This window comes from Rhodospirillales bacterium (assembly GCA_016710335.1).
Taxonomy (GTDB): Bacteria; Pseudomonadota; Alphaproteobacteria; order Rhodospirillales; family Defluviicoccaceae; genus JADJXQ01.
This window is the reverse complement of record JADJXQ010000001.1, coordinates 563,763-588,605: the sequence shown is the minus strand read 5'-3', so window position 1 is coordinate 588,605 and position 24,843 is coordinate 563,763. Positions and strand designations below refer to the sequence as shown.

Annotated in this window: 25 protein-coding genes; 16 read left to right on the top strand and 9 right to left on the bottom strand. The window is 65.9% G+C overall.

Going from position 1 to position 24,843, the window contains the following annotated elements:
• Positions 1-7 precede the first annotated feature (7 nt).
• Positions 8-493 (bottom strand): peroxiredoxin, encoded by a 486-nt coding sequence (locus IPM60_02715; GenBank protein ID MBK8906834.1) that lies wholly within the window; start codon positions 491-493, stop codon positions 8-10.
• Between the two features lie 213 nt (positions 494-706).
• On the opposite strand from IPM60_02715, the gene IPM60_02710 reads away from it, so the two are divergent.
• Positions 707-1,279: a YqgE/AlgH family protein gene (locus IPM60_02710; protein MBK8906833.1), complete on the top strand. Its 573-nt coding sequence runs from the start codon at positions 707-709 to the stop codon at positions 1,277-1,279.
• 25 nt (positions 1,280-1,304) lie between these two features.
• Here the strand turns inward: IPM60_02710 and IPM60_02705 are convergent, their stop codons facing one another.
• On the bottom strand, positions 1,305-2,567 hold the full coding sequence (locus IPM60_02705) for an insulinase family protein (protein MBK8906832.1): 1,263 nt from the start codon (positions 2,565-2,567) through the stop codon (positions 1,305-1,307).
• A complete protein-coding gene (locus IPM60_02700; GenBank protein ID MBK8906831.1) occupies positions 2,564-3,973 on the bottom strand; it encodes a threonine synthase in 1,410 nt (469 codons plus the stop codon). The genes IPM60_02705 and IPM60_02700 overlap by 4 nt, the downstream gene beginning before the upstream one ends.
• 504 nt (positions 3,974-4,477) lie before the next feature.
• On the opposite strand from IPM60_02700, the gene rpsF reads away from it, so the two are divergent.
• From rpsF to IPM60_02630, 14 genes are all read left to right on the top strand, one after another.
• A complete protein-coding gene (gene rpsF / locus IPM60_02695; protein MBK8906830.1) occupies positions 4,478-5,074 on the top strand; it encodes a 30S ribosomal protein S6 in 597 nt (198 codons plus the stop codon).
• Complete coding sequence (locus IPM60_02690; GenBank protein ID MBK8906829.1) at positions 5,071-5,304, top strand: 30S ribosomal protein S18; 234 nt, start codon at positions 5,071-5,073, stop codon at positions 5,302-5,304. Before rpsF ends, IPM60_02690 begins: the two co-directional genes overlap by 4 nt.
• Before the next feature lie 180 nt (positions 5,305-5,484).
• The gene (locus IPM60_02685; GenBank protein ID MBK8906828.1) at positions 5,485-6,372 is read left to right on the top strand and encodes a DUF2232 domain-containing protein; all 888 of its coding nucleotides are present in this window, start codon (positions 5,485-5,487) and stop codon (positions 6,370-6,372) included.
• Complete coding sequence (rplI, locus tag IPM60_02680; protein MBK8906827.1) at positions 6,372-6,968, top strand: 50S ribosomal protein L9; 597 nt, start codon at positions 6,372-6,374, stop codon at positions 6,966-6,968. Before IPM60_02685 ends, rplI begins: the two co-directional genes overlap by 1 nt.
• 221 nt (positions 6,969-7,189) lie before the next feature.
• Positions 7,190-8,419, top strand: coding sequence for a class I SAM-dependent methyltransferase (locus IPM60_02675; GenBank protein MBK8906826.1), 1,230 nt, complete (start codon positions 7,190-7,192; stop codon positions 8,417-8,419).
• A 150-nt stretch (positions 8,420-8,569) separates the two neighbouring features.
• Positions 8,570-10,012 carry a replicative DNA helicase gene (locus tag IPM60_02670; GenBank protein MBK8906825.1) on the top strand — a complete coding sequence of 481 codons (1,443 nt, stop codon included), beginning with the start codon at positions 8,570-8,572 and terminating at the stop codon, positions 10,010-10,012.
• A 9-nt stretch (positions 10,013-10,021) separates the two neighbouring features.
• Positions 10,022-11,137 (top strand): alanine racemase, encoded by a 1,116-nt coding sequence (gene alr / locus IPM60_02665; protein ID MBK8906824.1) that lies wholly within the window; start codon positions 10,022-10,024, stop codon positions 11,135-11,137.
• Positions 11,134-11,907, top strand: coding sequence for an ABC transporter permease (locus tag IPM60_02660; GenBank protein MBK8906823.1), 774 nt, complete (start codon positions 11,134-11,136; stop codon positions 11,905-11,907). The genes alr and IPM60_02660 overlap by 4 nt, the downstream gene beginning before the upstream one ends.
• The gene (locus IPM60_02655) at positions 11,904-12,680 is read left to right on the top strand and encodes an ABC transporter ATP-binding protein (protein ID MBK8906822.1); all 777 of its coding nucleotides are present in this window, start codon (positions 11,904-11,906) and stop codon (positions 12,678-12,680) included. Before IPM60_02660 ends, IPM60_02655 begins: the two co-directional genes overlap by 4 nt.
• 30 nt (positions 12,681-12,710) lie before the next feature.
• Positions 12,711-14,117, top strand: a complete 1,407-nt coding sequence (gene radA, locus IPM60_02650) for a DNA repair protein RadA (GenBank protein ID MBK8906821.1) — start codon at positions 12,711-12,713, stop codon at positions 14,115-14,117.
• Positions 14,110-14,832 carry a CvpA family protein gene (locus IPM60_02645; GenBank protein MBK8906820.1) on the top strand — a complete coding sequence of 241 codons (723 nt, stop codon included), beginning with the start codon at positions 14,110-14,112 and terminating at the stop codon, positions 14,830-14,832. The genes radA and IPM60_02645 overlap by 8 nt, the downstream gene beginning before the upstream one ends.
• On the top strand, positions 14,832-16,304 hold the full coding sequence (locus tag IPM60_02640; protein MBK8906819.1) for an amidophosphoribosyltransferase: 1,473 nt from the start codon (positions 14,832-14,834) through the stop codon (positions 16,302-16,304). The genes IPM60_02645 and IPM60_02640 overlap by 1 nt, the downstream gene beginning before the upstream one ends.
• Entirely contained in the window at positions 16,304-17,017 is a 714-nt protein-coding gene (locus tag IPM60_02635) for an SDR family NAD(P)-dependent oxidoreductase (GenBank protein MBK8906818.1), read from the top strand. The genes IPM60_02640 and IPM60_02635 overlap by 1 nt, the downstream gene beginning before the upstream one ends.
• A 49-nt stretch (positions 17,018-17,066) precedes the next feature.
• A complete protein-coding gene (locus IPM60_02630) occupies positions 17,067-18,164 on the top strand; it encodes an ABC transporter ATP-binding protein (protein MBK8906817.1) in 1,098 nt (365 codons plus the stop codon).
• A gap of 133 nt (positions 18,165-18,297) precedes the next feature.
• Here IPM60_02630 and IPM60_02625 read toward each other — a convergent pair whose 3' ends face one another.
• From IPM60_02625 to groES, 6 genes are all read right to left on the bottom strand, one after another.
• Positions 18,298-19,125, bottom strand: a complete 828-nt coding sequence (locus IPM60_02625) for an ABC transporter permease (protein MBK8906816.1) — start codon at positions 19,123-19,125, stop codon at positions 18,298-18,300.
• 5 nt (positions 19,126-19,130) lie between these two features.
• On the bottom strand, positions 19,131-20,402 hold the full coding sequence (locus IPM60_02620; GenBank protein ID MBK8906815.1) for an ABC transporter permease: 1,272 nt from the start codon (positions 20,400-20,402) through the stop codon (positions 19,131-19,133).
• 448 nt (positions 20,403-20,850) lie between these two features.
• Positions 20,851-21,072: a hypothetical protein gene (locus IPM60_02615; GenBank protein MBK8906814.1), complete on the bottom strand. Its 222-nt coding sequence runs from the start codon at positions 21,070-21,072 to the stop codon at positions 20,851-20,853.
• A gap of 49 nt (positions 21,073-21,121) precedes the next feature.
• A complete protein-coding gene (locus tag IPM60_02610) occupies positions 21,122-21,322 on the bottom strand; it encodes a CsbD family protein (protein ID MBK8906813.1) in 201 nt (66 codons plus the stop codon).
• 220 nt (positions 21,323-21,542) lie between these two features.
• Positions 21,543-23,168, bottom strand: coding sequence for a chaperonin GroEL (gene groL, locus IPM60_02605; protein ID MBK8906812.1), 1,626 nt, complete (start codon positions 23,166-23,168; stop codon positions 21,543-21,545).
• 15 nt (positions 23,169-23,183) lie between these two features.
• Positions 23,184-23,498, bottom strand: coding sequence for a co-chaperone GroES (gene groES / locus IPM60_02600; GenBank protein ID MBK8906811.1), 315 nt, complete (start codon positions 23,496-23,498; stop codon positions 23,184-23,186).
• A 307-nt stretch (positions 23,499-23,805) separates the two neighbouring features.
• Here groES and IPM60_02595 point away from each other — a divergent pair, with 307 nt between their 5' ends.
• Positions 23,806-24,843 (top strand): PstS family phosphate ABC transporter substrate-binding protein, encoded by a 1,038-nt coding sequence (locus IPM60_02595; protein ID MBK8906810.1) that lies wholly within the window; start codon positions 23,806-23,808, stop codon positions 24,841-24,843.

The following is a 24,843-nucleotide window of genomic DNA, read 5'->3' as shown; positions in this document are numbered from 1 at the left end:
GCCGCCGCTACGGCAGCTGAGACAGCATGGTCTCGGCGCTGGTCTTGTCGTAGGAGCCCGGCGGATCGATGTTCAGGCGCCTGACGATCCCGTCCTCCACCAGCATGGAGAACCGCTGACAGCGTAGCCCCAGCCCCTTGCCGGTGAGATCGAGTTCCAGACCCGCCGCCTTGGTCAACACGGCGTCGCCGTCGGCCACCATCTCGATCTCTTTGTCGATGCCGTTGTGCTTGCCCCACGCGTCCATGACGAACACGTCGTTGACCGAGGTGCAGACGATGGCGTCCACGCCTTTTGACTTCAGGGCGTCGGCGTGGGCGACGAAGCTCGGCAGGTGCTTGGCAGAACAGGTCGGCGTAAAGGCGCCCGGAACCCCGAACATCGCGACGGTCCGGCCCTTGAACAGCGCGTCCGTGCTGACGCCCTCCGGCCCGTCGGCCCCCATCCGGGTCAGTTTTACGTTCGGTATCGCATCGCCCACTTTCAGTGCCATCGTCCTCCCTTTCCATCGGTGACAGATTGCGCGCGCAAGTGCAGGCCGACACATAAGCGATCCGGTCCGGCAAAGCAAAGCCCAGAAATTACCGCTCCGCGCGCCGACGCTTTCATCGCTGACGCCCCTGTGGCAAACTGAGGCATGGAGAAATCGCGGCGCTCAGGTTTTCGGACAGGATCGCTGCAGCGTCGCAAGGGTGGTGAAGGACACATGACCGGACGCGCGACCGGAAGTTCGTTCGTCGGGCAATGCCTGGTCGCAATGCCGGCAATGCCTGATCCCCGATTCGCCAAAGCGGTGATTTACATATGCGCTCATAATGACGACGGCGCCATGGGGCTGGTGGTCAACAGGCCGTTCGAAGCGCTGACTTTTCCGGCGTTGCTGGAACAGCTTAGGATCGAAACCAAGGTTGCGCCCGCCGACGTGAGTATTCATTTCGGCGGACCGGTGGAAACGGGGCGCGGCTTCGTGCTGCATTCCCGCGACTACATCCATGAAGGCACTCTGGTCGTCGCCGACAGGGTGGCGCTGACCGCCACAGTCGACATCCTGAAGCGCATCGCCGACGGCTCCGGCCCGCGCCAGCATCTTCTGGCGCTCGGCTACGCCGGCTGGGCTCCGGGTCAGCTCGATTCGGAGATCTTGGCCAACGGCTGGCTCACGGTCGAGGGCGACGACGAGCTGTTGTTCGACCCGGACCTGGACACCAAATGGCAGCGCGCCATGGCCAAGCTCGGCATCGACCCCCTCCTGCTGAGCGACAGCGCCGGCCACGCATAGTCCGGCGCCGCCCAGCGGGGCGCCGTCACGGACTGAGACGACGGGAGACGGAGCCGTAATCGTCCATGCGCTCGATGGGGCCGAGGGCGGTGACGGTCGGCGAGCCGGAAAGCAGCCGTTTCGCTACCCGCTGCACGGCGTCCACGTCCACCGCCTCGATGCAGCTGACGATCTCGGCGATCGGCAGCGGACGGCCGAAAATGATAAGCTGGCGCGCCAGTTGCTCGCAACGGGACGACGTGCTCTCCAGCGACATGAGAATGCTGGCCTTGATCTGGGCGCGGGCCCGGGTCACTTCGTCCTCGCCCACGTCGGACACCACCTTGCACATCTCGTCGCACACCAGCGGAACCAGCTCCGTCACCTCGGTTTCGCCGGTCCCGGCGTAGATGCCGAACACCCCCCCGTCCGCGAATGAGGTGGGGAACGAGTAGATGCTGTAGACCAGCCCGCGCTTCTCCCGGATCTCCTGAAACAGACGCGATGACATGCCTCCGCCGAGGACGGTCGACAGCACCGACAGCGCGTAGAAGTCGGGGTCGTGGAAGGCGACGCCCTCGAAGCCGAGGATGACGTGCACCTGCTCCAGGTCGCGCTGGTCGCGGCAATCGCCGCCCACATAGCGCGCCGGATCCCGTTTCGGCATGTGGCCGGGAGAGAGACCGGCGAAGGCGTCCTCGGCCAAAGCCACGAGCGCGTCATGCTGGAGATTGCCGGAGGCCGCCAACACCATGCGCGACGACCGATAGTGTTCGTGCATGTGGGTGATCAGGTCATCGCGCCCGATCGCCTTGATCAGGTCCGGCGTGCCGAGGATCGAGCGGCCGACCGGCTGGCTCGGGAAGGCGGTCTCCTGGAACCGGTCGAACACGATGTCATCGGGGGTGTCCTCGGCCTGCATGATCTCCTGGATGACCACCGCCCGTTCGCGATCCAACTCCTCCGCGTCCATCACCGGGTTCTGGACGATGTCGGCGATGATATCGACGGCCAGCGGAAGATCGTCCTTCAGGACCTTGGCATGATAGGCGGTGTACTCCCGCGACGTATGGGCATTCAGGTGCCCGCCGACGTTCTCGATCTCCTCGGCGATCGCCCGGGCGCCGCGACGCCCGGTGCCCTTGAACACCATGTGCTCGATCAGGTGCGAGATGCCGCAGCGCTCGGGGGCCTCGTCGCGTCCGCCCGCCTCGACCCACACGCCGACCGATGCCGTCTCCACCGTCGGCATGAAGTCGCTGGCGACGCGGAGCCCGTTCGCCAGCGTGCTCACCTGGATGTCACTCATGCCGGCACCTCCCGCTCGGAATGCGCGCGTACGATGTGGTCGCGGATGGCGTCGGTCTCGGCGGGAAGGATGGCATAGTGCTCTTCCCTGTCCATCAGATCCGCGAGAGCCGGCGGCAATGGCGGGCGGGAACCGATGGCCCGTTCGACGGCATCGGAAAACTTGGCGGGGTGGGCGGTGGCAAGAGCGATCGTCGGCACGGACGCGTCCTCCATGCATCGGCGGGCGGCGGCGACGCCGATGGCCGAGTGCGGGTCCAGAATGATGTTTCGGTTGCGGTAGACCGCGCGGATAGTTGCCGTGGTTTCGCGATCGTCGAAGCGGGCGGCCGGAAACAAGGCGCGCGCGACCTCAAGCCGGTCGGCGTCGATGGTGAACTTGCCGGTGTCGCGGAGGCCGGCCATCAGGGAGCGGACCGCGGCCGCGTCGCGATCGTACAGGTCGAACAGCAGCCGTTCGAAGTTGCTCGACACCTGAATGTCCATGCTCGGGCTCAAGGTAGGGTGCACCGCCGTCACCTCCATCCTGCCGCTGTGGAAAAAGCGGGTCAGGATGTCGTTGCTGTTGGAGCCGACGATCAGCCGGCGGATCGGCACGCCGATGCGCTTCGCGACATACCCCGCGAACACGTTGCCGAAGTTGCCGGTGGGCACCGCGAAATCGACTTCGCGCTCCGGAGCGCCAAGAGCGAGCGCGGCGCGCGCGTAGTAGACGACCTGGGCTGCGATGCGCGCCCAGTTGATCGAATTGATCGCGGCGAGCCCCATGCGGTCGCGGAAGGCGGCGTCGGCAAACAGCGCCTTCACCAGGGCTTGGCAATCGTCGAAGGTGCCCTCGACGGCGACGTTGTGGACGTTGCCGGCGGCGACCGTCGTCATCTGCCGGCGCTGCACCTCTGACGTACGTCCTCGGGGGTGCAGGATGAAAATCTCGATGCGGTCCCGATCGCGACACGCCTCGATGGCCGCCGAGCCGGTGTCGCCGGAGGTGGCGCCGATGATGGTGATCCGCTCCGAGCGTTGGGCGAGAATGCGCTCGAACAGCCGCCCCAGGATCTGCAGGGCGTAGTCCTTGAACGCCAAGGTCGGGCCGTGGAACAGTTCGAGCAGGAACAGGTTGTCGCCGAGCGGGATCAGCGGCGCGACGTCGGGGTGATCGAAGCTTGCGTAGGCGTCGGCGGCGATGTCGTGGAGTGCGGCCTCGTCCAGGCATGGCGCCGCGAACGGGGCCATCACCCGCGCCGCCACCTCCGCATAGGTCGCATCCCGAAGCGCCGTCAGCGCGGCGCCGGCGAGCGGCGGCCACGTCGCCGGGACGTAAAGGCCACCGTCACGAGCCAGCCCGGCTAGAACCACATCGTCGAACGAGAGAGTGGGCGCTTCGCCCCGCGTGCTGCCGTAATACAATTCGCGTCACCGGTGTCGTCTCGGTTCAGCCTATACACGTCCCGCCGACAACGTTCAAGCCGGCCCGGATTGATGCGGTTTTGTGGCTTTTTGACCGGGCGTCAGGGCGCTAACATCATGAAGTTAAACGAAATGTGTCCGTTTCGGTTGCGAAAATGTATGCGGATGTAGTCGGATGTACTCCAAATCGACCGTAAGCCGCTGATTTTTTTGTATTCGAATTCTGATCGAAGATTCTGTATCCTGGCCAGGTAATGCAACTCACTCGGGTGTACCAGGAAAATCCTACACCTGTTAATCAAATCGGTTCGCGGCGAGGTGCGGTCAAGGGCTTCCACGTGGATGCCATCGCCATTGACGCATATATGCCGCGGTATCCTGCGCCGCTTGCGTTGAACCCCGGCGGCTGTATAGTGCGTGCCTTCACCCTTCATTCTCCCCGCCGGGGCGACCGGCTATGCCTGTATGGACAGGCTGAGACAAGCCATAGGGAGCGGCTGACACGTGGCACACTACGAAAGCATTTTTATCGCGCGGCAGGAAATATCCGCGTCACAGGTCGACTCGCTTGCGGATACCTTCGCCAAGATCGTCGAGGATCAAGGTGGAAGCGTCGTCAAGCGGGAGTATTGGGGGCTCCGAAGCCTCGCCTTCCGCATCAAGAAGAACCGCAAGGGCCACTACGTGATGTTCGGCATCGACGGTCCGCCGACGTTCGTTCAGGAACTGGAGCGGCAGATGCGCATCAACGAGAACGTGCTGCGCTATCTCACCATCCGCGTCGACGAAGCGGAGGCGGGTCCGTCGGCCATGATGCAGTCCCGCTCCTCCGGCCGCGGCGATGACCGCGGCGGCCGCCGCGAAGTACGCGGACGCTTCGACGAACAGCGCGGTGAGGATTCTCGGGGTGGCGAGGGGCGCGGTGGCGAGGGGCGCAGTGGTGAGGGGCGCAGTGGTGAGGGGCGGGGCGGGGACTTCCGAGGTCGTAACGACCAGAGCCGCTTCGACCGGCCCGAGGGAAGACGGGAGGATGGTCAGCACGCCCGTGGCCCCCAGACCGCCCGCGCCTCCGAGACCGACAGCGAAGGAGACGCATCATGACCGCGGCCCGCCGACCCTTTTTCCGCCGCAGGAAGTCCTGCCCGTTCTCGGGGACGAACGCGCCCAAGATCGACTACAAGGACATCAAGCTGCTGCAGCGGTTCACGTCGGAACGCGGCAAGATCGTTCCCAGTCGGATCACCGCGGTTTCGGCGAAAAAGCAACGGGAACTGGCGCGCGCCATCAAACGCGCGCGGTATCTCGCGCTCCTGCCCTACGTGGTCAAGTAGGAAGGGCCACGACCGGCCGCTGGCCGCACGGAACTCGGCGCCGCCGCGGCACGGTCGAGTCCCGCTGCGGCTGATCGTTGAGCCGGTTGCGACAGAGCCGCGACCAGGTTAGGAACCAGGGCACCTCCAATGGGGACCGGAACGCTGATCGCTCTCGGGGGCGGGACGCTGAGTGCAGCGATGTCCACTGCAGCGCTTTCAGGATCCCTTGCGGGCGCTGCGCTGGCATATTTTACCCCGCTGCCGCTGCTCATGACGGGCCTCGGGCTCGGTCTGGCGTCGGTGGTCATGGCAGGGGTTGCCGGCGTCATCATCGTCGGTGTCTTCGGCGGCGCCGTGGCAGCCCTGCTGTACGGCGGCATGCACGCCGTGCCGGCGTGGCTGGTGGTGCGGCACGTTCTGCTGCAGCAACCCGCGGCCGTGCAAGGGGCCGGAGAGCGTCTCGGCGCCATCCTCGGGCTTCTGGCGGCGCTGGCCGGTGCGGCGGTCGCCTTGACGCTCCTGTTCGGCGCGGGCAGCGATGGCGCCGAAGCGACGGTGCTGGGGTTCTTGAACGAGACCCTGACGGTCGCCATGCCGCATCTGGGCGAGGACGATCGCACCACCCTGGTCGCCACCATAGTCCCGTTTTTCGTCGGTGGCTGCGGCGCGACGTGGGAGATCATGATCGTCGTAAACGCAGCGCTGGCCCAGTCATTGCTGTCGTCGCGCGGGCGCAACCTGCGGCCGTCGCCCCGTTGGTCTGCGATCCAGCTCCCGGAGTGGGTCGCGTGGCCGCTTGTCGCGGCGGCAGTTGTCGCCCTTGTCGCTCCCGGCGATCTGCAGTTTGTGGCGAGAAACCTTGTGTTGGTGTTCGCGGTGCCGTACTTCATCCTCGGCCTCGCCGTCGTCCATACCCTCGCGCGCCGCACTGCGGCCAAGGGGATGTTCCTCGCCGCCTTCTATATAATGCTGGCACTGTTTTTCCTCGGCGCGGCGGTGGCGGTCGCCGGGCTCGGGGTGATCGAACACTGGTTCGGCGTGCGACGCCGGCTCAAAGGAAACAACATCGACCAGGAGACGACGTGATGCAGGTCATTCTCATGGAGCGGATCGCCAAGCTCGGCAACATGGGCTCGGAGGTCAACGTCCGCCCCGGCTATGCGCGAAACTATCTGCTGCCGCAAAAGAAGGCGGTGCGCGCCACCAAGCAGAACCGTATGCAGTTCGAAGCCCAGCGCGCGCAACTGGAGACCGTCAACCAGGAGCGGCGGTCGGAGGCCGAAGCGCGCGCCGGGGAGATGGCGGGTCTGGCGGTGGTTCTGGTCCGCCAGGCCGGAGAGAGCGGCCAGCTCTACGGCTCGGTGACGGCACGCGACGTCGCGGAGGCGGTCACCGAAAAGGGATTCATCGTCCGCCGCCAACAGGTGGAGCTGTCCACCCCGATCAAGAGCCTCGGCGTCCATTCCGTAGCGGTGGCCCTCCATCCCGAAGTTACCGAGATTGTTACGGTCAACGTGGCGCGGTCGCTTGATGAGGCGGAAATCCAGTTGCGCAGCGGGCGGGCGGTGCTCGGCTTCGACGCCGAAGAGGAGGCCGAGGCGTACGAGGAAGATCGCGGAGGCGAAACCTTCGACTCGGACCTCGAAGCGGCTCTCGAAGGTTCCCGCAGCGACGAGGCGTAAAGACGAAGAGGCTGGGCCCGCACGCAAAGCGGGCCGCTTCACCCCATGATCTGGATGAAAAGGGAACCGAAAACGGCATCAAGCGTTGCAATGGGATAACAACGTGGTCCGCAGAAGACGGGACATTGCTGTCGCTGGGCGACTTGGCATGTGGGGCGCGACCGGCGCCCGCATCCAAGGAAGGGAAGGGAAGGGAAGGGAAGGAAAGAGGGAGTGCGCGCATGTTGCTCGCGAGGCTCCTCGAACGTGGGATCACCAATGGCCGCCTCACCGTCATCGATGCGAGGGGGCGGAAGCACGAGTTCGGGCAAGATGCGAGCCCTGCCGTGGCGATCCGCCTCCATGACCGCGCACTGCATTGGCGCTTGCTGCTGAACCCGGCGCTCGCCGCCGGAGAAGCGTACATGGATGGTACGCTGACGATGGAGCGGGGCAGCCTCTATGATTTCCTGGATCTGGTCGGCCGCAATTCGGAGGGCGTCAGGAAAGGCACCCTGGCGGACCGGCTGAGTCTCCTGCTTCGCAGACTTCACCAACACAATTCGGCGCGGCTCTCGCGACGCAACGTCGCCCACCATTACGACATCTCGGAACGCCTCTACGATCTGTTTCTGGATCGGGACCGACAGTACTCGTGCGCCTATTTTCCGGACGGCGACGAGTCGCTGGAGACTGCGCAGCTCAGGAAGAAGCAGCACATCGCCGCCAAGTTGTTGCTGAAACCCGGCCAGCGGGTGCTCGACATCGGCTGCGGGTGGGGCGGTCTTGCGCTGTATCTGGCGGAAACGTGGGGGGTGGATGTGACGGGCATCACCCTCGCCGAAAACCAGGTCGACCATGCGCGACAGCGCCTTGAGCGGGCGTCCGCCGGCGATCGGGTCCGTTTCGCGCTTCGCGACTACCGCGACCAGACGGGGAGCTTCGAGCGCATCGTGTCCGTCGGCATGTTCGAGCACGTCGGCATCGTCAATTATCGTTCGTTCTTCGACAAGCTCGCGGAGTTGCTCGCCGATGACGGCGTCGCACTTCTGCACACCATCGGACGCTGCGAGCCTCCTGGCGCCACCAACGCTTGGCTGCGGAAGTACATATTTCCTGGCGGCTACTCTCCTGCTCTCTCCGAGGTGCTGCCGGCCATCGAGCAGGCAGGGCTGTGGGTGACGGATATCGAGGTGCTCCGCTTGCATTATGCCTACACCCTCAGGCACTGGCGCCGGCGCCTGATTGCCAACTGGGGAGAGGTCGCGGCATTGCACGGCGAACGCTTTTGCCGGATGTGGGATTTCTATCTGGCGGGGTGCGAGATGGCGTTCCGCTACGATCGGCTGGCCGTGTTTCAGATCCAGTTGAGCAAGAGCATCGAAGCCGTGCCGCTGACGCGGGACTACATGTTCGAGACCGAGCGGCGCGTTCGGCGGGAGCGCCACGAGGCAGCCGACCAGGCCGCTTGAACTGCGGCAACGGCGATATGCACAGGGTTTTCCCCTGTTGTCCTCGCCATTCACAGCTTCCGGCCCGGACCTTGCAGGTATCCACGCTGGCCTTACAATTCCGGGGGGATAGAGGCTGCAGCGGGTCCGGCGACGCGCTAAGGTGCGGGCATGTCCGTGACGATCACCGAGGATCGGCGCGCCGGGTTATCCCCGCTCGGGTTCCGGCGCCTGCCCCACAATGTCGATGCCGAAAAGGGCCTGCTCGGCGCGATCTTTCTCGACAACCGCCGCGCCTACGAGATGGTCTCGGACTATCTGCGCCCCGAGCACTTCGCGCTCCTCGAGCACGGCCGCATCTTCGAGGCCTGCGCCGCGTTCATTGAACGCGGGCAGACGGCGAACCCGACAACCTTGTCTCCGTACTTCCAGCAGAACCAGACCCTGGGGGACATCGGCGGTCCGGCGTACCTGATGGAGCTCGCCAACTCGGCGGCGACCATCATGAACGCCGGCGAATACGGGCGGATGATCTACGACCTGCATCTTCGCCGCGAACTGATCGCGCTCGGCGAGGAGGTGGTCAACCGGGCCTACGAGTACGAACTCGATGAATCCGCCAACCATCAGATCGAGCGGGCGGAGCAAACCCTCTACGATCTTGCCACCCGAGGCGAACAGGACGCCGGTTTCCGGCCGTTCAAGGACTCGCTCGTCGCCGCCCTGGAGATGGCGCGGTCAGCGCACGGGCGCGGCGGCGAGTTGGTGGGCGTGACCACCGGCTTGACGGATCTCGACACCCACCTCGGCGGGCTGCATTCGTCCGATCTCATCATCCTCGCTGGCCGCCCGGCCATGGGCAAGACGGCGCTCGCCACCAACATCGCCTCCAATGCCGCGTACGCATGGCACCAGAGCGAAGGGAGCAAGGGCGCGGTGGTCGGCTTCTTTTCGCTGGAAATGTCGAGCGAGCAGTTGGCGAGCCGCATCGTCTGCGAGCAGACCAACATCCCCTCCGACCGCATGCGCAAGGGCAAGCTCACCAACGAGGAGTTCACGCGGGTGTGCGCCGGCATGCAGGAGCTGCAGAAGCACCCGATCTACATCGACGACACCCCGGCGCTGACCATCACCGCGCTTCGCACCCGCGCCCGCCGCCTGCAGCGCAAATACGGGCTCGGCCTGATCGTGGTCGACTACCTGCAACTCATCTCGTCGGCGCCGGGGGCCCGCCACGACAACCGCGTGCAGGAGCTCTCGGCCATCACACGCGGGCTCAAGACGCTGGCCAAGGAGCTCAAGGTGCCGGTCATCGCGCTGTCGCAGTTGTCGCGGGCGGTGGAACAACGCGAGGACAAGCGCCCCCAGCTCTCGGACCTGCGGGAATCCGGGTCGATCGAGCAGGACGCCGACGTGGTGATCTTTCTCTATCGGGACGAATACTACCGGCGCGGCCCCGATGGGGACGCCGGCGATCCGGATTTCGAGAAGAACGTCGCCGAGGCCATCATCGCCAAACACCGCCACGGCGCCACCGACACCATCAAGCTGCGGTTCATTCCCGAGTTCACCCGGTTCGCGGATCGCGAAGTGCGCGACGATCGCTTCTCGTGAGGCGCCGCCGTGGCCTCTCCCGATCGTGAGCGTGCCGGCGCTATCCTGACCATCGACCTCGGCGCGGTCCGCGCCAACTACAACGCTCTCCGCGCCCGGTGCGCGCCGGCGGAGTGCGCCGCCGTGGTCAAGGCCAACGCCTACGGCCTCGGCGCCGACCGCGTCGCGCCGGTGCTGGCGGCGGCGGGCTGCCGCACGTTTTTCGTCGCCACCGTCGATGAAGCGTTCGCGCTGAGGCAGGTTCTGGATGACCAGCTGGCGATTTACGTTCTGAGCGGCGCGGCCGTCGGCGTCGAGGACCTGTATCTCGCCCATCGCCTGATCCCGGTGCTCAACTCGCTCGCGGACGTGGACGCCTGGACGATGTTCGCCCGCCGCACCGGCGCCGCCGTTCCGGTCGCGCTGCATGTGGACACCGGCATGTCGCGGCTCGGCCTGCCGGAAGTGGAGCTGGACGCTCTGTCCGACGATCCGTCCCGCCTCGACGGCCTGGATGTGCGCCTGGTCATGAGCCACTTCGCCTGTGCCGACGAGCCCCGCAACCCTATGAACCACGTACAACTCAAAGCGTTTCGCGACGCCCGGCACCGGCTGCCGGCGGCGCCGGCGTCGCTCGCAAATTCCGCCGGCGTGTTCCTGGGACGCGACTGCCACATGGACCTCGCCCGCCCCGGCATCGCCTTGTACGGCGGCGCACCGAACCCGGAGAGCCCCAACCCGATGGCGCAAGTGGTTCAGCTGCAAGGCAAAATCCTGCAGGTGCGGGAAATTGACACGGGTCGGACGGTTGGCTATGGTGCAACGCATCGTGCCGACCGCCCGGAGCGCATCGCAACGGTCGCGGTCGGTTATGCCGACGGCTACTTGCGGTCGCTGAGCCATCGCGGTGGTGGCGCCATCGACGGCATTCGCGTGCCGCTTGTGGGACGTGTCTCCATGGACCTGATCACTTTCGATGTCAGCGGCGTGCCCGAACACGCGGCGCGTCCGGGGTCGATGATCGAGCTCATTGGGTCCCGCAATCCGATAGACTTGGTCGCTGCGGAAGCGGGGACGATTGCCTACGAGATCTTGACCAGCCTGGGATCGCGATACCACCGGGTCTATCGCTGCTCCGCCGCATGAACCCGCTGCAACCCGTCGGCCACATCTTTCTGGAGTTCCTGGCGACCGCCGGCCGCCTGATCATCTTCGCCGGCTCGGCGTTGAGCTGCATCGTGCGCCCACCGATCTACGTGCGCAACATTGCCCAACAGATGATCGAGATCGGGTACTTTTCCCTGCCCGTCGTCGGGCTCACCGCCATCTTCACCGGCATGGTGTTGGCGCTGCAAAGCTACACCGGCTTTGCCCGGTTCTCCGCGGAGGGGGCGATCGCCAACGTCGTCGTCGTGTCGTTGACCCGGGAGCTGGGGCCGGTGCTGGCCGGGCTGATGGTGGCCGGGCGCATCGGCGCGTCGATGGCCGCCGAAATCGGCACCATGCGGGTGACCGAGCAGATCGACGCCCTGACCACGCTGTCGACCAACCCGATGAAATACATGGTGGCGCCGCGGCTGATCGCCGGCGTGCTGATGCTGCCGTTCCTGGTGCTGATCGCCGACATCATCGGGGTGTTCGGGGGGTTTCTGGTCGCCGTGTACAAGCTCGGCTTCAACCCCGCCAACTACATCCAGGACACCTGGGACTTCCTCCAGGCCGAGGACGTCATCTCGGGGCTCGTCAAGGCGGCAGTGTTCGGATTCATCATCACCTTGATGGGCTGCTACCACGGATATCAGTCGCGGGGCGGCGCCCAGGGGGTCGGCGCGGCGACGACCAACGCAGTGGTTTCCGCCGCGATCCTGATCCTTTGCTTCGACTACATTCTGACGGAGGTATTTTTCGCCAAGTGAGCCGGGATGTGCCCAAGATCCGCGTGCGCGGCCTCTGCAAGGCGTTCGGCGACAAGGTCGTCCTCGATGGCCTGGACCTGGACGTGGGGGTGGGGGAGTCCGTCGTCGTCATCGGCGGCTCGGGCACCGGCAAGTCCGTGCTCCTGAAATGCATCATCGGCCTGCTCGCCCCCGACTCCGGCAGCATCGAGATCGACGGCGTCGAGGTCATCGGCCTAAGCGGCAGCGACCGGGAGGATGTCACGCGCAAGTTCGGCATGTTGTTCCAGGGCGGCGCCTTGTTCGACAGCCTGCCGGTGTGGGAGAACGTGGCGTTCGGGTTGCTGGCGGCAAAAAGGGCGCGGCGTTCCGAAGCGCGCACCATAGCCGTCGACAAGCTGACGCGCGTCGGTCTGCGCCCGGAGGTCGCGACCCTTTATCCGGCCGAACTCTCCGGCGGCATGCAGAAGCGGGTCGCCCTGGCGCGGGCCATCGCCACCGACCCGGAGATCATTTTCTTCGACGAGCCGACCACCGGCCTCGATCCGATCATGGCGGACGTCATCAACAATCTGATCGTCGAGATCACCAGCGGCGTCGGCGCGACGGCGCTCTCCATCACCCACGACATGGCGAGCGCCCGCAAGATCGCCGACCGCATCGCCATGATCCACGAAGGCCGGATCATCTGGGCCGGCCGCGTTGCCGAAATCGACACCTGCAGCGAGCCGCACGTGGAACAGTTCATCCACGGCCGCGCCGAGGGACCGATAACGATGGCGGTGCGCGCATGACGGGGAGCGGAGGAGGACGGGCTCGGGCCAATGGCGAAGACGAGTAGCGCGTACGTCTGTCAGTCGTGCGGCTCGGTGCAGCCGAAATGGAGCGGCCGCTGCGACGGCTGCGGCGGCTGGAACACGCTGGTCGAGGAACAGCGCAGCGAGGGCCCGCCCAAGAGCCTTGGACGCAGCAAGGGCGGGCGGCGGCTGCAGTTCGTCCCTCTCGACGGCGAGACCGAGCCGATCGCCCGGCTCCCTACCGGCATCGCAGAATTCGACCGCACCACCGGCGGCGGGCTGGTGCCGGGCTCGGCGCTGCTGATCGGCGGCGATCCCGGCATCGGCAAGTCGACGCTGCTGCTGCAGGCGGTCGCCGCCATGGCGATGCGCGTCCTGTGCGCCTACATCTCCGGCGAGGAGGCGCTCGACCAGCTGCGGCTCCGCGCGGCGCGCCTGGATCTGGCAAAGTGTCCGGTGCAACTGGCGACGGCGACGTCGGTCCGCGACATCGTGGCCTCGCTCGACCGCACCGACGCACCGCAGGTGGTGGTGATCGATTCCATCCAGACGCTCTACCTGGACACGCTCGAATCGGCGCCCGGCACCGTCGCCCAGGTGCGCGCGGCGACGCAGGAGTTGATCCGCCTCGCCAAGCAGCGGGGCTTCATTCTGCTCATGGTCGGGCACGTGACCAAGGAGGGGATGATCGCAGGGCCGCGGGTCGTCGAGCACATGGTCGACACCGTTCTCTACTTCGAGGGCGAGCGCAACCATCAGTTCCGCATCCTGCGGGCCGTGAAGAACAGGTTTGGAGCGACGGACGAGATTGGCGTGTTCGAGATGACCGGCGGCGGCCTCGCGGAGGTGGAAAATCCGTCGGCGGTGTTTCTCGCCGACCGCGAACGCGAGGCGCCCGGCTGCTGCGTGTTCGCCGGCATCGAGGGTTCGCGCCCGGTGCTGGTGGAGGTGCAGGCGCTGGTGGCGCCGTCGGCGCTGGCGACGCCGCGGCGCGCGGTCGTGGGATGGGACACCGGCAGGCTGGCGATGGTGCTGGCGGTGCTGGAGACCCGCTGCGGCATGACCTTGGCCACGCGCGACGTCTACCTCAACGTGGCGGGGGGGCTGCGGCTGAGCGAGCCGGCGGTCGATCTTGCCGTGGCGGCGGCGCTGGTGTCGTCGGAGACCGGCCGGCCGCTGCCGCCCGACGCCGTGGTGTTCGGCGAAATCGGCCTTGCGGGAGAAGTGCGCGGCGTGACGCGGGAGGACGCGAGGTTGAAGGAAGCCGCGAAGCTGGGGTTTCAGCGCGCCTTCCTGCCCAGGCGTTACAGCGGCCGCGACGCCCGGCCCTCGCAGGCCCTGCAGGTGAACGAGATCGGCAACGTGACGGACTTGCTCGAAACGCTCGGTGCAGGCACCGACACCGTCAGGGAGCGCAGGGTGCGGCATGGATGAGCTTGGGATAACGATCGCCGACGTCATCGTCATTGCCGCCATCGTGGTGTCCGGCTTCCTGGCGTTCAGCCGCGGTTTCGTCCACGAGGTTCTGGCCGTGGCCGCTTGGATCGGCGCCATTGTGGCGACCATGTACGGCCTCCCGCACGTTCGGCCGTTCGCGCGACAATTGGTGGGCGAGGAGCCCCTGCCCGTCGTCGGCGACTACGTCAGCAACGAGATTGTCGCCGATGTGGCCGCCTGCGCGGTGATCTTCGTACTCACTCTGACGGTGCTGTCGATGCTGACCGGCTCCGTGTCGTCGCGGGTCAGGGACAGCCAATTGAACGCGCTCGATCGCTCGCTCGGTTTCGCGTTTGGCGCGCTGCGCGGCGCCGTCCTGGTGTCGCTGGTCTATCTCGGCATCGAATGGCTGATGCCGCCGGCGCAACAGCCGGCGTGGCTGCGGGAGGCGCGTTCTGCGCCGCTGCTGCAGGCTGGCGCCGACATGTTGCGTTCCGTCGCGCCGGAGTCCCTGGAGCCGGGAGCGCGCCCATCGGAAAAGGTGGTGCAGTCCGGCCGGAAACCGCTTGAAACGGACGAGGTCCTGCGCGAGATGATGAGTCCGGAGCCGAGAGCGCCGGGGGCCGATCGACCCGCCGCCGATGGTTACAGCGACAGGGAACGGGAACAGCTTGATCGGTTGATCGAATCCAATCCGGGGCGCAACCAGTGATGACGCGCTCAGTATCGAAACAGGACGAAGCCGCCATCGTTCAAGACTCTGACCATTTCCATGAAGAGTGCGGGGTGTTCGGCATCTGCAATCACCCGGACGCCGCCGCCGCCGCCGCGCTCGGGCTGCACGCCCTTCAACACCGCGGCCAGGAAGCCGTGGGAATCGTCAGCTTTGACGGCGACCATTTCCACAGCCACCGCGCCCTCGGCCTGGTCGGCGACAACTTCGGCTCCAAATCCGTCATCCGCCGCCTGCCCGGCGCCGCCGCCCTTGGCCATGTGCGCTACTCGACAACCGGCGACACGGTGTTGCGGAACGTCCAGCCGCTGTTCGCGGATCTCGAGTTCGGCGGCCTCGCCATCGCCCACAACGGCAACCTCACCAACGCCATGCGGGTGCGGAAGGAACTGGTGCGGCGCGGCTCGATATTCCAGTCGACAATGGACAGCGAGACCATCGTCCACCTCATCGCCACCAGCCACTACTCCACCGTCGTCGATCGGTTGATCGACGCAATGCGACAGTTGGAGGGCGCCTATTCGCTGGCCGCCATCACGCGGCGCAAGCTGATCGGCATGCGCGATCCGTACGGCGTGCGGCCGCTGGTGCTTGGCCGTCTCGGCGGCGCCTACATCCTTTCGTCCGAAACCTGCGCGCTCGATATCATCGGAGCGGAGCACGTACGCGATGTGGAGCCGGGCGAAATCGTCGTCATCGACGAGAAGGGGCTCCGCAGTGTCCGCCCGTTCGCCAAGGCGCCCCGCCGCTTCTGCATCTTCGAGTACATTTATTTCGCCCGTCCCGACAGCTCCATCGACGGCCGCAATGTCTACGAGGTTCGCAAGAGCATCGGCGCCGAACTGGCGCGGGAAAGCCACCTGCCGGCGGATCTGGTGGTGCCGGTGCCGGACTCCGGGGTTCCGGCGGCTATCGGCTATGCCGAACAGTCGGGTGTGCCGTTCGAACTCGGCATCATCCGCAATCACTACGTCGGACGCACCTTCATCGAGCCCAAGGATCGCATCCGACATCTCGGCGTCAAGCTGAAGCACAACGCCAACGCCGCGCGCCTCAAGAACAAGCGCGTCATTCTGGTGGACGACTCGATCGTCCGCGGCACCACCTCGGTCAAGATCGTCGAAATGGTGCGGAACGCCGGCGCCGCGGAAGTGCATATGCGCATTTCCAGCCCGCCCACCACGCACTCCTGCTTCTACGGCATCGACACGCCGGAGCGCGGCGAGTTGCTGGCGGCGTCCCGCAGCACCAGCGAAATGGCCCGCTACATCGGCGTCGACACCCTTGCCTACATCTCGATGGACGGGCTCTACCGGGCGGTGGGGGAACCGGGGCGGGACCCGGACCGCTCGCCGTACTGCGATGCCTGCTTCAGCGGCAGCTATCCGATCCCTCTCTCCGATTGCGAGGACTACCCGGTCAACGAACAGCTGTCGCTGCTCGAAGAGTGATGGCGCGGTCTTCGGGTCAAGCCCTCGCCGGCCGCGTCGCCCTTGTCACCGGCGCTTCGCGCGGCATCGGCCGCGAAGTGGCGCTGCGCTTCGCCCGCGAGGGCGCGGAGCTGATCCTGGTGGCGCGCAGCCAGCCGGCGCTGGAGGAGGTTGACGACGAGATCCGGGAACTCGGCGCCAATGCCACCCTGGTGCCCGCGGACCTCACCGACGGCGCCGTCATCGACCGCATCGGCGCCGCCATTTATGAGCGCTGGGGCCGGCTCGACGTGCTCGTGGCCAACGCCGGAGTGCTCGGAGCCATGATGCCGCTTGCCCACATCCCGCCCGCGACGTGGGACCACGTCATCGCCGTGAACCTGACCGCCAACTGGCGGCTGATCCGCAGCCTCGACCCGTTGCTGCGCGCCTCCGACGCCGGGCGCGTCATCTTCGTCAGCTCCGGCGTCAGCGCCGGCCGGGCGTACTGGGGCGCCTACGCGGTGAGCAAGGGTGCGCTGGAGACGCTGGCCCGGACGTATGCCGCCGAGGTGCGGAAGACGCCGGTCCGGGTCAACATCATCGATCCCGGCGCGACCCGCACGCGGATGCGGGCGGAAGCCTATCCCGGGGAGAACCCGGAGACCGTCAAGCCAGCGGCGGCGGTGACGGATGCGTTCCTTGCGCTTGCGGTTCCGGGATGCGAGCTTAACGGCGAAGTCGTGACCGCTTGAGCCGGACGTCGCGGACGCGAGGCGCCGACAGGGCAGGGACCACGAGCCGATGGCGATGGGCGCCGATGACGTTCTGGTCGCATTGCGGGGCATCCGGAAAAGCTTCGACGGCGAGGCGCTCGTGGTCAGGGACCTTGACCTCGATATCCGCCGCGGCGAGTTCCTGACCCTGCTCGGGCCCTCCGGCTCGGGAAAGACCACCATTCTGATGATGCTGGCCGGCTTCGAGGCGCCGACCTTTGGCGACATCCGCATCGACGGGCGACCGGTCGCCGGCATCCCGCCGCACAAGCGCGACATCGGCGTGGTGTTTCAGAGCTACGCCCTGTTTCCGCACATGACGGTGGCGGAGAACTTGGCCTTTCCACTCGAGGTGCGGAAAATGCCGCGGGCGGAGATCCGCGAACACGTTGCGCGCACTCTCGGCATCGTGCGGCTCGCAGGTCTCGGCAACCGGCGGCCGCACCAGCTTTCGGGGGGGCAGCAGCAGCGGGTCGCGCTGGCGCGGGCGCTGGTGTTCGAGCCCAAGCTGGTGCTCATGGACGAGCCGCTCGGCGCCCTCGACAAGCAGCTTCGCGAGCACATGCAGTTGGAGATCAGGCACATCCACGAACGCCTCGGGGTCACGGTGGTCTACGTTACCCACGACCAGGGCGAGGCGCTCACCATGTCCGACCGCGTTGCGGTCATGCACGACGGCGTCATTCAGCAGATCGACACTCCCGCTCGGGTCTACGAGGCGCCGAGCAACGCGTTTGTCGCCCACTTCATCGGCGAAAACAACCGGCTGCCGGGTCGGGTGGTGTCGGTCGAGGATGGCGTCTGCGAGGTCGCGTTGGACGGAGGCGGTACCGCGAGAGCCCTGGCGGTGCGCATCGGCGGCGCCGGAAGCGCCACCACTCTCAGCGTGCGACCGGAACGGGTGCGGCTGGCGGAGGCGGCGCAATCGTGCCGCAACTGCTTTCCGTCTCGCGTCTGCGAAGCGATCTACATGGGCGACCACACTCGCCTGCGCCTCGCGGTCTGCGGCCGCGACGACTTCGTCGCCAAGGTGCCGCGGAGCGGCGATCAGCCGGAGGCGGCGGAAGGCGACGAGATCCTGGTCGGGTTCAGCGTGGACGACTGCCGGGCGCTCGATCCGGCTTGAACACCCAGCCACATCGGCCATCATCGCGAACATCGTCGACGACCGGAGGGATGGCTGCAGAATTGGCCGTGAGGGCGAATATGTGCTTCGTCCAGCTTCGCGACCGACGTCGGGTGCGTCTCGAGACGGCCGGTCAGTTCACGCGGCCGCTGAGCCGTTCGCTGCGGCGGCGGAGGGCTTCGATGGTCAGCATCAGGGCGGTCGCGACAATGATCAACAGGGTGGCGACGGCGGTAATTGCCGGGGTGACGTGCTCGCGGAGGCCGTCGAAGATCTCACGCGGCAGGGTGCGCTGCGCCGGTCCGCCCATGAACAGGACGACCACCACCTCATCGAGCGACGTCGCGAAGGCGAACAGCGCGCCTGATGCCACTCCCGGCAGGATCAGCGGCAACGTGACCCGGAAGAACACGACGTGCGCCGGCGCGCCCAAGCTGGCGGCCGCTCGGGAGAGGGTGGGGTCGTAGCCGGCGAGGGTCGCGGACACCGTGACCAGCACGAACGGAGCACCAAGCGCGGCGTGGGCGAGGATCAGCCCCGGGAAGGAGTTGGCGAGGCCGAGCGGCGCAAAGAACAGGTACATCCCGACCGCGGTGATGATCAGCGGCACGATCATCGGCGAGATCAGCACCGCACCGAGGGCGGCCTTGCCCGGAAAGTTCGTGGCATTGAGGCCGATGGCGGCGAGGGTGCCGATGATCATGGCGATCGCCGTTGCCGGCAGGGCCACGATCAGGCTGTTCTGCATCGCCGTCACCCAGCGCGCCGTCGTGAACACCTCCTCATACCAGCGCAGCGACAGGCCATCCAAAGGATAGGTGAGGTAGGAGCCTTCGTTGAACGACAACGGGATGATCGCGATGATCGGCGCCATCAGAAATACGAACACCGCCGCGCAGTAAACCAGGAACACGAGGCGCGCGACCCGCGACGCCGGCGTGTGCGCCGTGCGGCCGGTCATCGCGCTCACGGTCGGAGTCCGCCGCCAGCCCGCGACAGCCGCGCGTAAACGATGCAGAGCGCCACCGTCGCCACCAGCAGCACCGAGGCCAGTGCCGAAGCGAGCCCCCAGTTGACCGTGCGATTGGTGTAGAACGCGATGAAATAGCTCACCATTTGGTCGCTGGCGCCGCCGACCAGGGCCGGGGTGATGTAGTAGCCGACGCCGAGGATGAACACGAGCAGACAGCCGGCGGCCACGCCCGGCATGCTCTGCGGCAGGTAGACGCGGAGGAACGCAAGCCACGGCGGCGCGCCCAGGGACGCGGCCGCGCGCATGTGGGCGGGGGAGATGCCGCGCATGACGCTGTAAAGCGGCATCACCATGAACGGCAGCAGCACGTGGGTCATGGCGACCAGCACGCCGAACCGGTTGAAGATCATCTGCACCGGCGCGTCGATGATCCCGAGCCGCAGCAGCAGGCCGTTGACGATGCCCTCGTTCTGCAGGACCACGATCCAGGCGCTCGTGCGCACCAGGAGCGACGTCCAGAACGGCAGCAGCACCAGAATCATCAGAACGTTGCGGAGGCGCGGCGGCAGCGTTGCAAGCAGGTAACTGATGGGATAGCCCAAGACCAGACAGAGGATGGTGACCGCCGAGCCGATCCAAAGCGTCCGCAGCAGGACGTCGACGAACACCGCCTCCCGCTCCGGCACGGGGACGATGTCGCCAGTGGCGTCGCGGTCGAGATCGACGGCCGCCAGGAGGTAAAGATCGGTGAACGGCCCCGCTGCCCGCCGCATCGCTCGCCAGTACTGCGGCTCGCCCCATCGCGCATCGATGCCGACCAAACGCTTCGCCGGGTCGTTGAAGACCCGTGCGCGATCACGAGCGGCGAGGGCCCGGCCGGTCTTCAGCAACAGGCTGCGATACCCGGAGATGTCGTGATTAAGACGCTGGGCGACGGTTGCCAGCGTCCGCGCCTCGTAGGCCTCCGGCGCTTCCCGCAGCAGCGCCGCGTAGACCTCGCGCGGCGGCAGACCGGCGCCGTCCCAGTCCCGCAACCGGTGGGCTGTCGCCGGCATCGCCGCCGTCAGTTCCGGATCCTCGACGCTGCGGTAGAGCATGCGGCCGAGGGGGACGAGGAACACCAGCAGCAGAAACCCGAACATCGGCAGCACCAGAACCAACGCCCTCAGGGTGCGGATCCTGCCCTGCCGCTGGGTGCGCGCCAGAAGCCGGGACCGGTCGTCGGGCTCCGGCCGCGTCACCGTCCCGGTCGCCGTCCCGGTCATCGCTGCGGCTCTATCGCCGCTGGCGGCGACAGGTCGGGCGGCCCTCAGCCATCGCCGCCGTCGTAAGGCGGGTTCATTCCCACCGGGATCTTGTCAAGCTTCATGATACCCCTCCCCGCGCTGGTATCTGGCATGATACCACGCCGGAGGACACCGCCCGCATGGTCTGCGGGGTCTCCTGAAGCCAATGCCGGAAACGGTGGTGCCTCGCGGGGGCGCCGCCGCCGCTTTACGCGAAAGCGCCGCCCACTGGCGGCGCTTTCCCACGGGTTCTGTGCGCGGCGTTTGCAAGACTGGACGCCGGCTTCGCGCGTTCGTGTCAGCGCGTCAGGCGGTCGCCATTCGTGCTCGGATCCATTCGAGCGATCTCAGTCGACCGGGTCACAATGTGCACGAGAAGCAAAACCCTGCGTAGAGCAACGGCGCATGGTTTGGGCGCGCCGTTGCACTACCGATCGCGTTTGACCTGCGGATCTTCCTCGCGAGCCTTATTCTTCGCTTTTTCTTCGGCCGACCTTAACTCGTCCGCCTCGCCGGATTCCAAAGCGTCGCGAGCCTCCTTCGCCTTCCCAGATACGTCTTTGGTCTCCGTGAAGTCTCGAGTGGCTTCGTTGTATTCCTTCGCGGCAGTGCGGTTGCCTTCGCCTTGGTTTTCGGTCGAACTGCTCATTGCGCGTGCTCCTTTCATTGTCTGACCATAGTCCGTGCTCTGCAACAATTCAGATGTTGCGGCGGCCCCAATCATCGACTTGGCGCTCTGCATCCTCCTTGGCAATGCCGTAACGCTCCTGGATACGGCCAACCAGCTTGTCACGGTCGCCGCGCGCCACTTCCATGTCGTCGTCGGTCAGCTTACCCCACTGGCGCCGCGCGTCGCCCTTGATTTGATCCCATTTGCCCTTGATCTGATCCCAGTTCATGGCAATCCCTTTGCTGATGCTCGAACGCGTTGACGCGTAAACACGGCTGCGCGCCTGAAAGTTCCGATGCCGCTGACATCGGAAGCGGGCACGCCGGCGCCCTTGGAGCGCAAAAAACCCGGTTGATCTGGTGTGACCAACCGGGTTGTTCGGCAGCCCTGCGAGACGGCGCGACGACGCTCAGGGCTGCGTCGCCGATCCTTCCCGCACGCTCAAGCTATCAATAATCTTCGTCCGCTCCGGCGGCGCCCGCCTGATCCTTTTTCTCGACCCTCTCTGCGATCATCGCCTCGGTGGTGATCAGCAGCGCGGCGACCGACGCCGCGTCCTGCAGGGCGAGGCGCACGACCTTGGTGGGATCGATGACGCCGCTGGAGACCAGGTTGCAGTACTCGCCGGTCTGCGCGTTGAAGCCCCACTCTGTGTCGGTATTCTCCAGCAGCTTGCCGGTGACGACCGCGCCGTCCTCGCCGGCGTTCTCGGCGATCTGCCGAGTCGGCGCCAGCAACGAGCGACGCACGATGTTGATCCCGACCCGCTGATCCTCGTTGGCCGGGGTCAGGTCGTCCAACACCTTGCCAGCATAGAGTAGCGCCACGCCGCCGCCGGGGACGACGCCTTCCTCGACCGCCGCGCGTGTAGCGTGCATGGCGTCATCGACGCGGTCCTTGCGCTCCTTGACCTCCGTCTCGGTGACGCCGCCGACGCGTATCACCGCGACGCCGCCAGCCAGCTTGGCCAGCCGCTCCTGCAGCTTCTCGCGGTCGTAGTCGGAGGTCGTCTCCTCGATCTGCGCGCGGATCTGCTTGCAGCGCGCTTCGATCTCGTCCCTGGCGCCGGCGCCTTCGACGATGGTGGTATCATCCTTGTTGATGATCACCCGCTTGGCTCGGCCCAGCATCTCCATAGTCACGTTCTCGAGCTTGATGCCGAGATCCTCGGAAATCACCTGACCGGCGGTAAGCGTGGCAATATCGCCGAGCATCGCCTTGCGACGATCGCCGAACCCGGGCGCCTTGACCGCGGCAACCTTGAGGCCGCCGCGGAGCCGGTTGACCACCAGGGTCGCCAGCGCCTCGCCCTCGACGTCTTCCGCGACGATGAAGAGCGGCCGCGCTGATTGCACGACCTTTTCCAGCACCGGCAGCAGCGCCTGGAGGCCCGACAGCTTTTTCTCGAAGATGAGAATGTAGGGGTCTTCCAACTCGACCGTCATCTTTTCTGCGTTGGTCACGAAGTACGGCGAGATGTAGCCGCGGTCGAACTGCATACCCTCGACCACGTCAAGCTCGGTCTGCAGGCTCTTGGCTTCTTCGACGGTGATCACCCCGTCATTGCCGACTTTTTCCATGGCCTGCGCCAGATAGGTGCCGATCTCTTCGTCGCCGTTGGCGGAAATGGTGGCGATCTGCGAAATCTCCGCATTGGTGGAGACAGGCTTTGAGCGCGCTTCGAGGTCCTTGCAGACCGCGATCACGGCCATGTCGATGCCGCGCTTCAGGTCCATGGGGTTCATGCCGGCGGCAACCGCCTTGACGCCTTCGCGGAGGATTGACTGGGCCAGCACGGTCGCGGTTGTGGTGCCGTCGCCAGCCACGTCCGACGTCTTGGACGCAACTTCCCGCAGCATCTGGGCACCCATGTTCTCGAACTTGTCGGAAAGCTCGATGTCCTTGGCGACGGTCACGCCGTCCTTGGTGATGCGGGGGGCGCCGAAGCTCTTGTCGAGGACCACGTTGCGGCCCTTGGGCCCCAGGGTCACCTTGACGGCGTTGGCAAGGATGTCGGCGCCGCGCAGCAAGCGATCACGCGCATCCGACGAAAATTTCACGTCTTTGGCAGCCATGTTAGTCTCTCTCCCTTAGGCGGCGGCGGAAACGCTGGCGGCGCCTTCGATCACGCCCATGATGTCGGACTCTTTCATGATCAGCAGCTCCTCGCCGTCGACCTTGACCTCGGTGCCCGACCATTTGCCGAACAGCACCCTGTCGCCGGCCTTGACGTCGAGGACCACGATCTCGCCCTTTTCGTTGCGAGCGCCAGGGCCGACGGAGATGACCTCGCCCTCCATCGGCTTTTCCTTGGCGGTATCAGGAATGATGATGCCACCCCTGGTTTTTTGCTCCTCTTCGACGCGGCGCACCACGACGCGGTCGTGCAATGGCCTGAATTTCATCGCTCATCCTCCTCGGAATGGATTTGAATGGTCGCCGCGATTGGCACTCTCTTCCGGAGAGTGCTAACGGCTGCACTCGATTTAGGCCGCCGTGACAGCCTCGTCAAGGCCTGCGCAGTCGGCTCCTCTTGCGCCGAGGGCGTTGTTCAACGTCGCTTTGGGTGCGGCGCGGGTTTCACGGAAGTGTCACAAAAGCGTCATTCGGGTTTCGCCGTGGGTCCCTAAGGTCGGCCTCGTTCACATTCCGGTGCGAGGCCTTCGTGCGCCACGTGCCTCTGACGTATCTCCGTAGGGACGGGAGTCACACATGACCAAGCGTATTGCCGCGCTCGCTGCGCTCGCCACGATCGCCGTGGCCGGCGCTGCCGAAGCGCGTGACCAGATCCGCATCGTCGGATCGTCGACGGTGTATCCTTTCACCACCACCGTCGCCGAACGGTTCGGACGAGGCACCGGCTTCAACACGCCGGTGATCGAGAGCACCGGCTCCGGCGGCGGCTTCAAGCTGTTTTGCTCCGGCGTCGGTGTGGAGCATCCAGACATCACCAACTCGTCGCGCGCCATCAAGTCGTCGGAAGTGGAGTCCTGCGCCAAGAACGGCGTCAAGGAGATCACCGAGGTCAAGATCGGCTACGATGGCATCGTTCTGGCCAATGCCTACACGGCGGAACAAATGGACATCTCGCTCAGGAACCTCTACCTGGCGCTTGCCAAGGACGTTCCGAGCGAAACCGAGGGCAAGCTGCAGCCGAACCCGTACAAGAAGTGGAGCGACATCGACCCGTCGCTGCCGGACAAGAAGATCGAGGTGCTCGGTCCGCCGCCGACCTCCGGCACCCGTGACGCTTTTACCGAACTTGCCATGGAAGGCGGCTGCAAGACCTTCGACTGGATCAAGGCTCTCGAGAAGACCGACGGCGACAAATACAAGGCGGTCTGCCATTCGATCCGTGAGGACGGCGCCTACATCGAGGCCGGCGAGAACGACGTGCTGATCGTTCGCAAGCTCGCGGCCGGTCCCGACGCGTTCGGCATCTTCGGGTTCAGCTTCCTCGATCAGAACGCAGACCAGGTGCAGGGCAGTCAGATCGAGGGCTTCGAGCCGACCTTCGAGGCGATCTCATCCGGCGACTATCCCGTGTCGCGCTCGCTTTTCTTCTACGTCAAAAAGGCGCACGTGGGCTCCATTCCCGGCATCCCGGAGTACGTGGCCGAGTTCACCAGCGACGCGGCCATTGGTCCCGACGGATATCTGATCGACAAGGGCCTGATCCCCATGCCGGAGGACGAGCGCGAGAAGGTTCGCAAGGAAGCGACCAGCTTTTCCCACAACGTCTCCATGTAA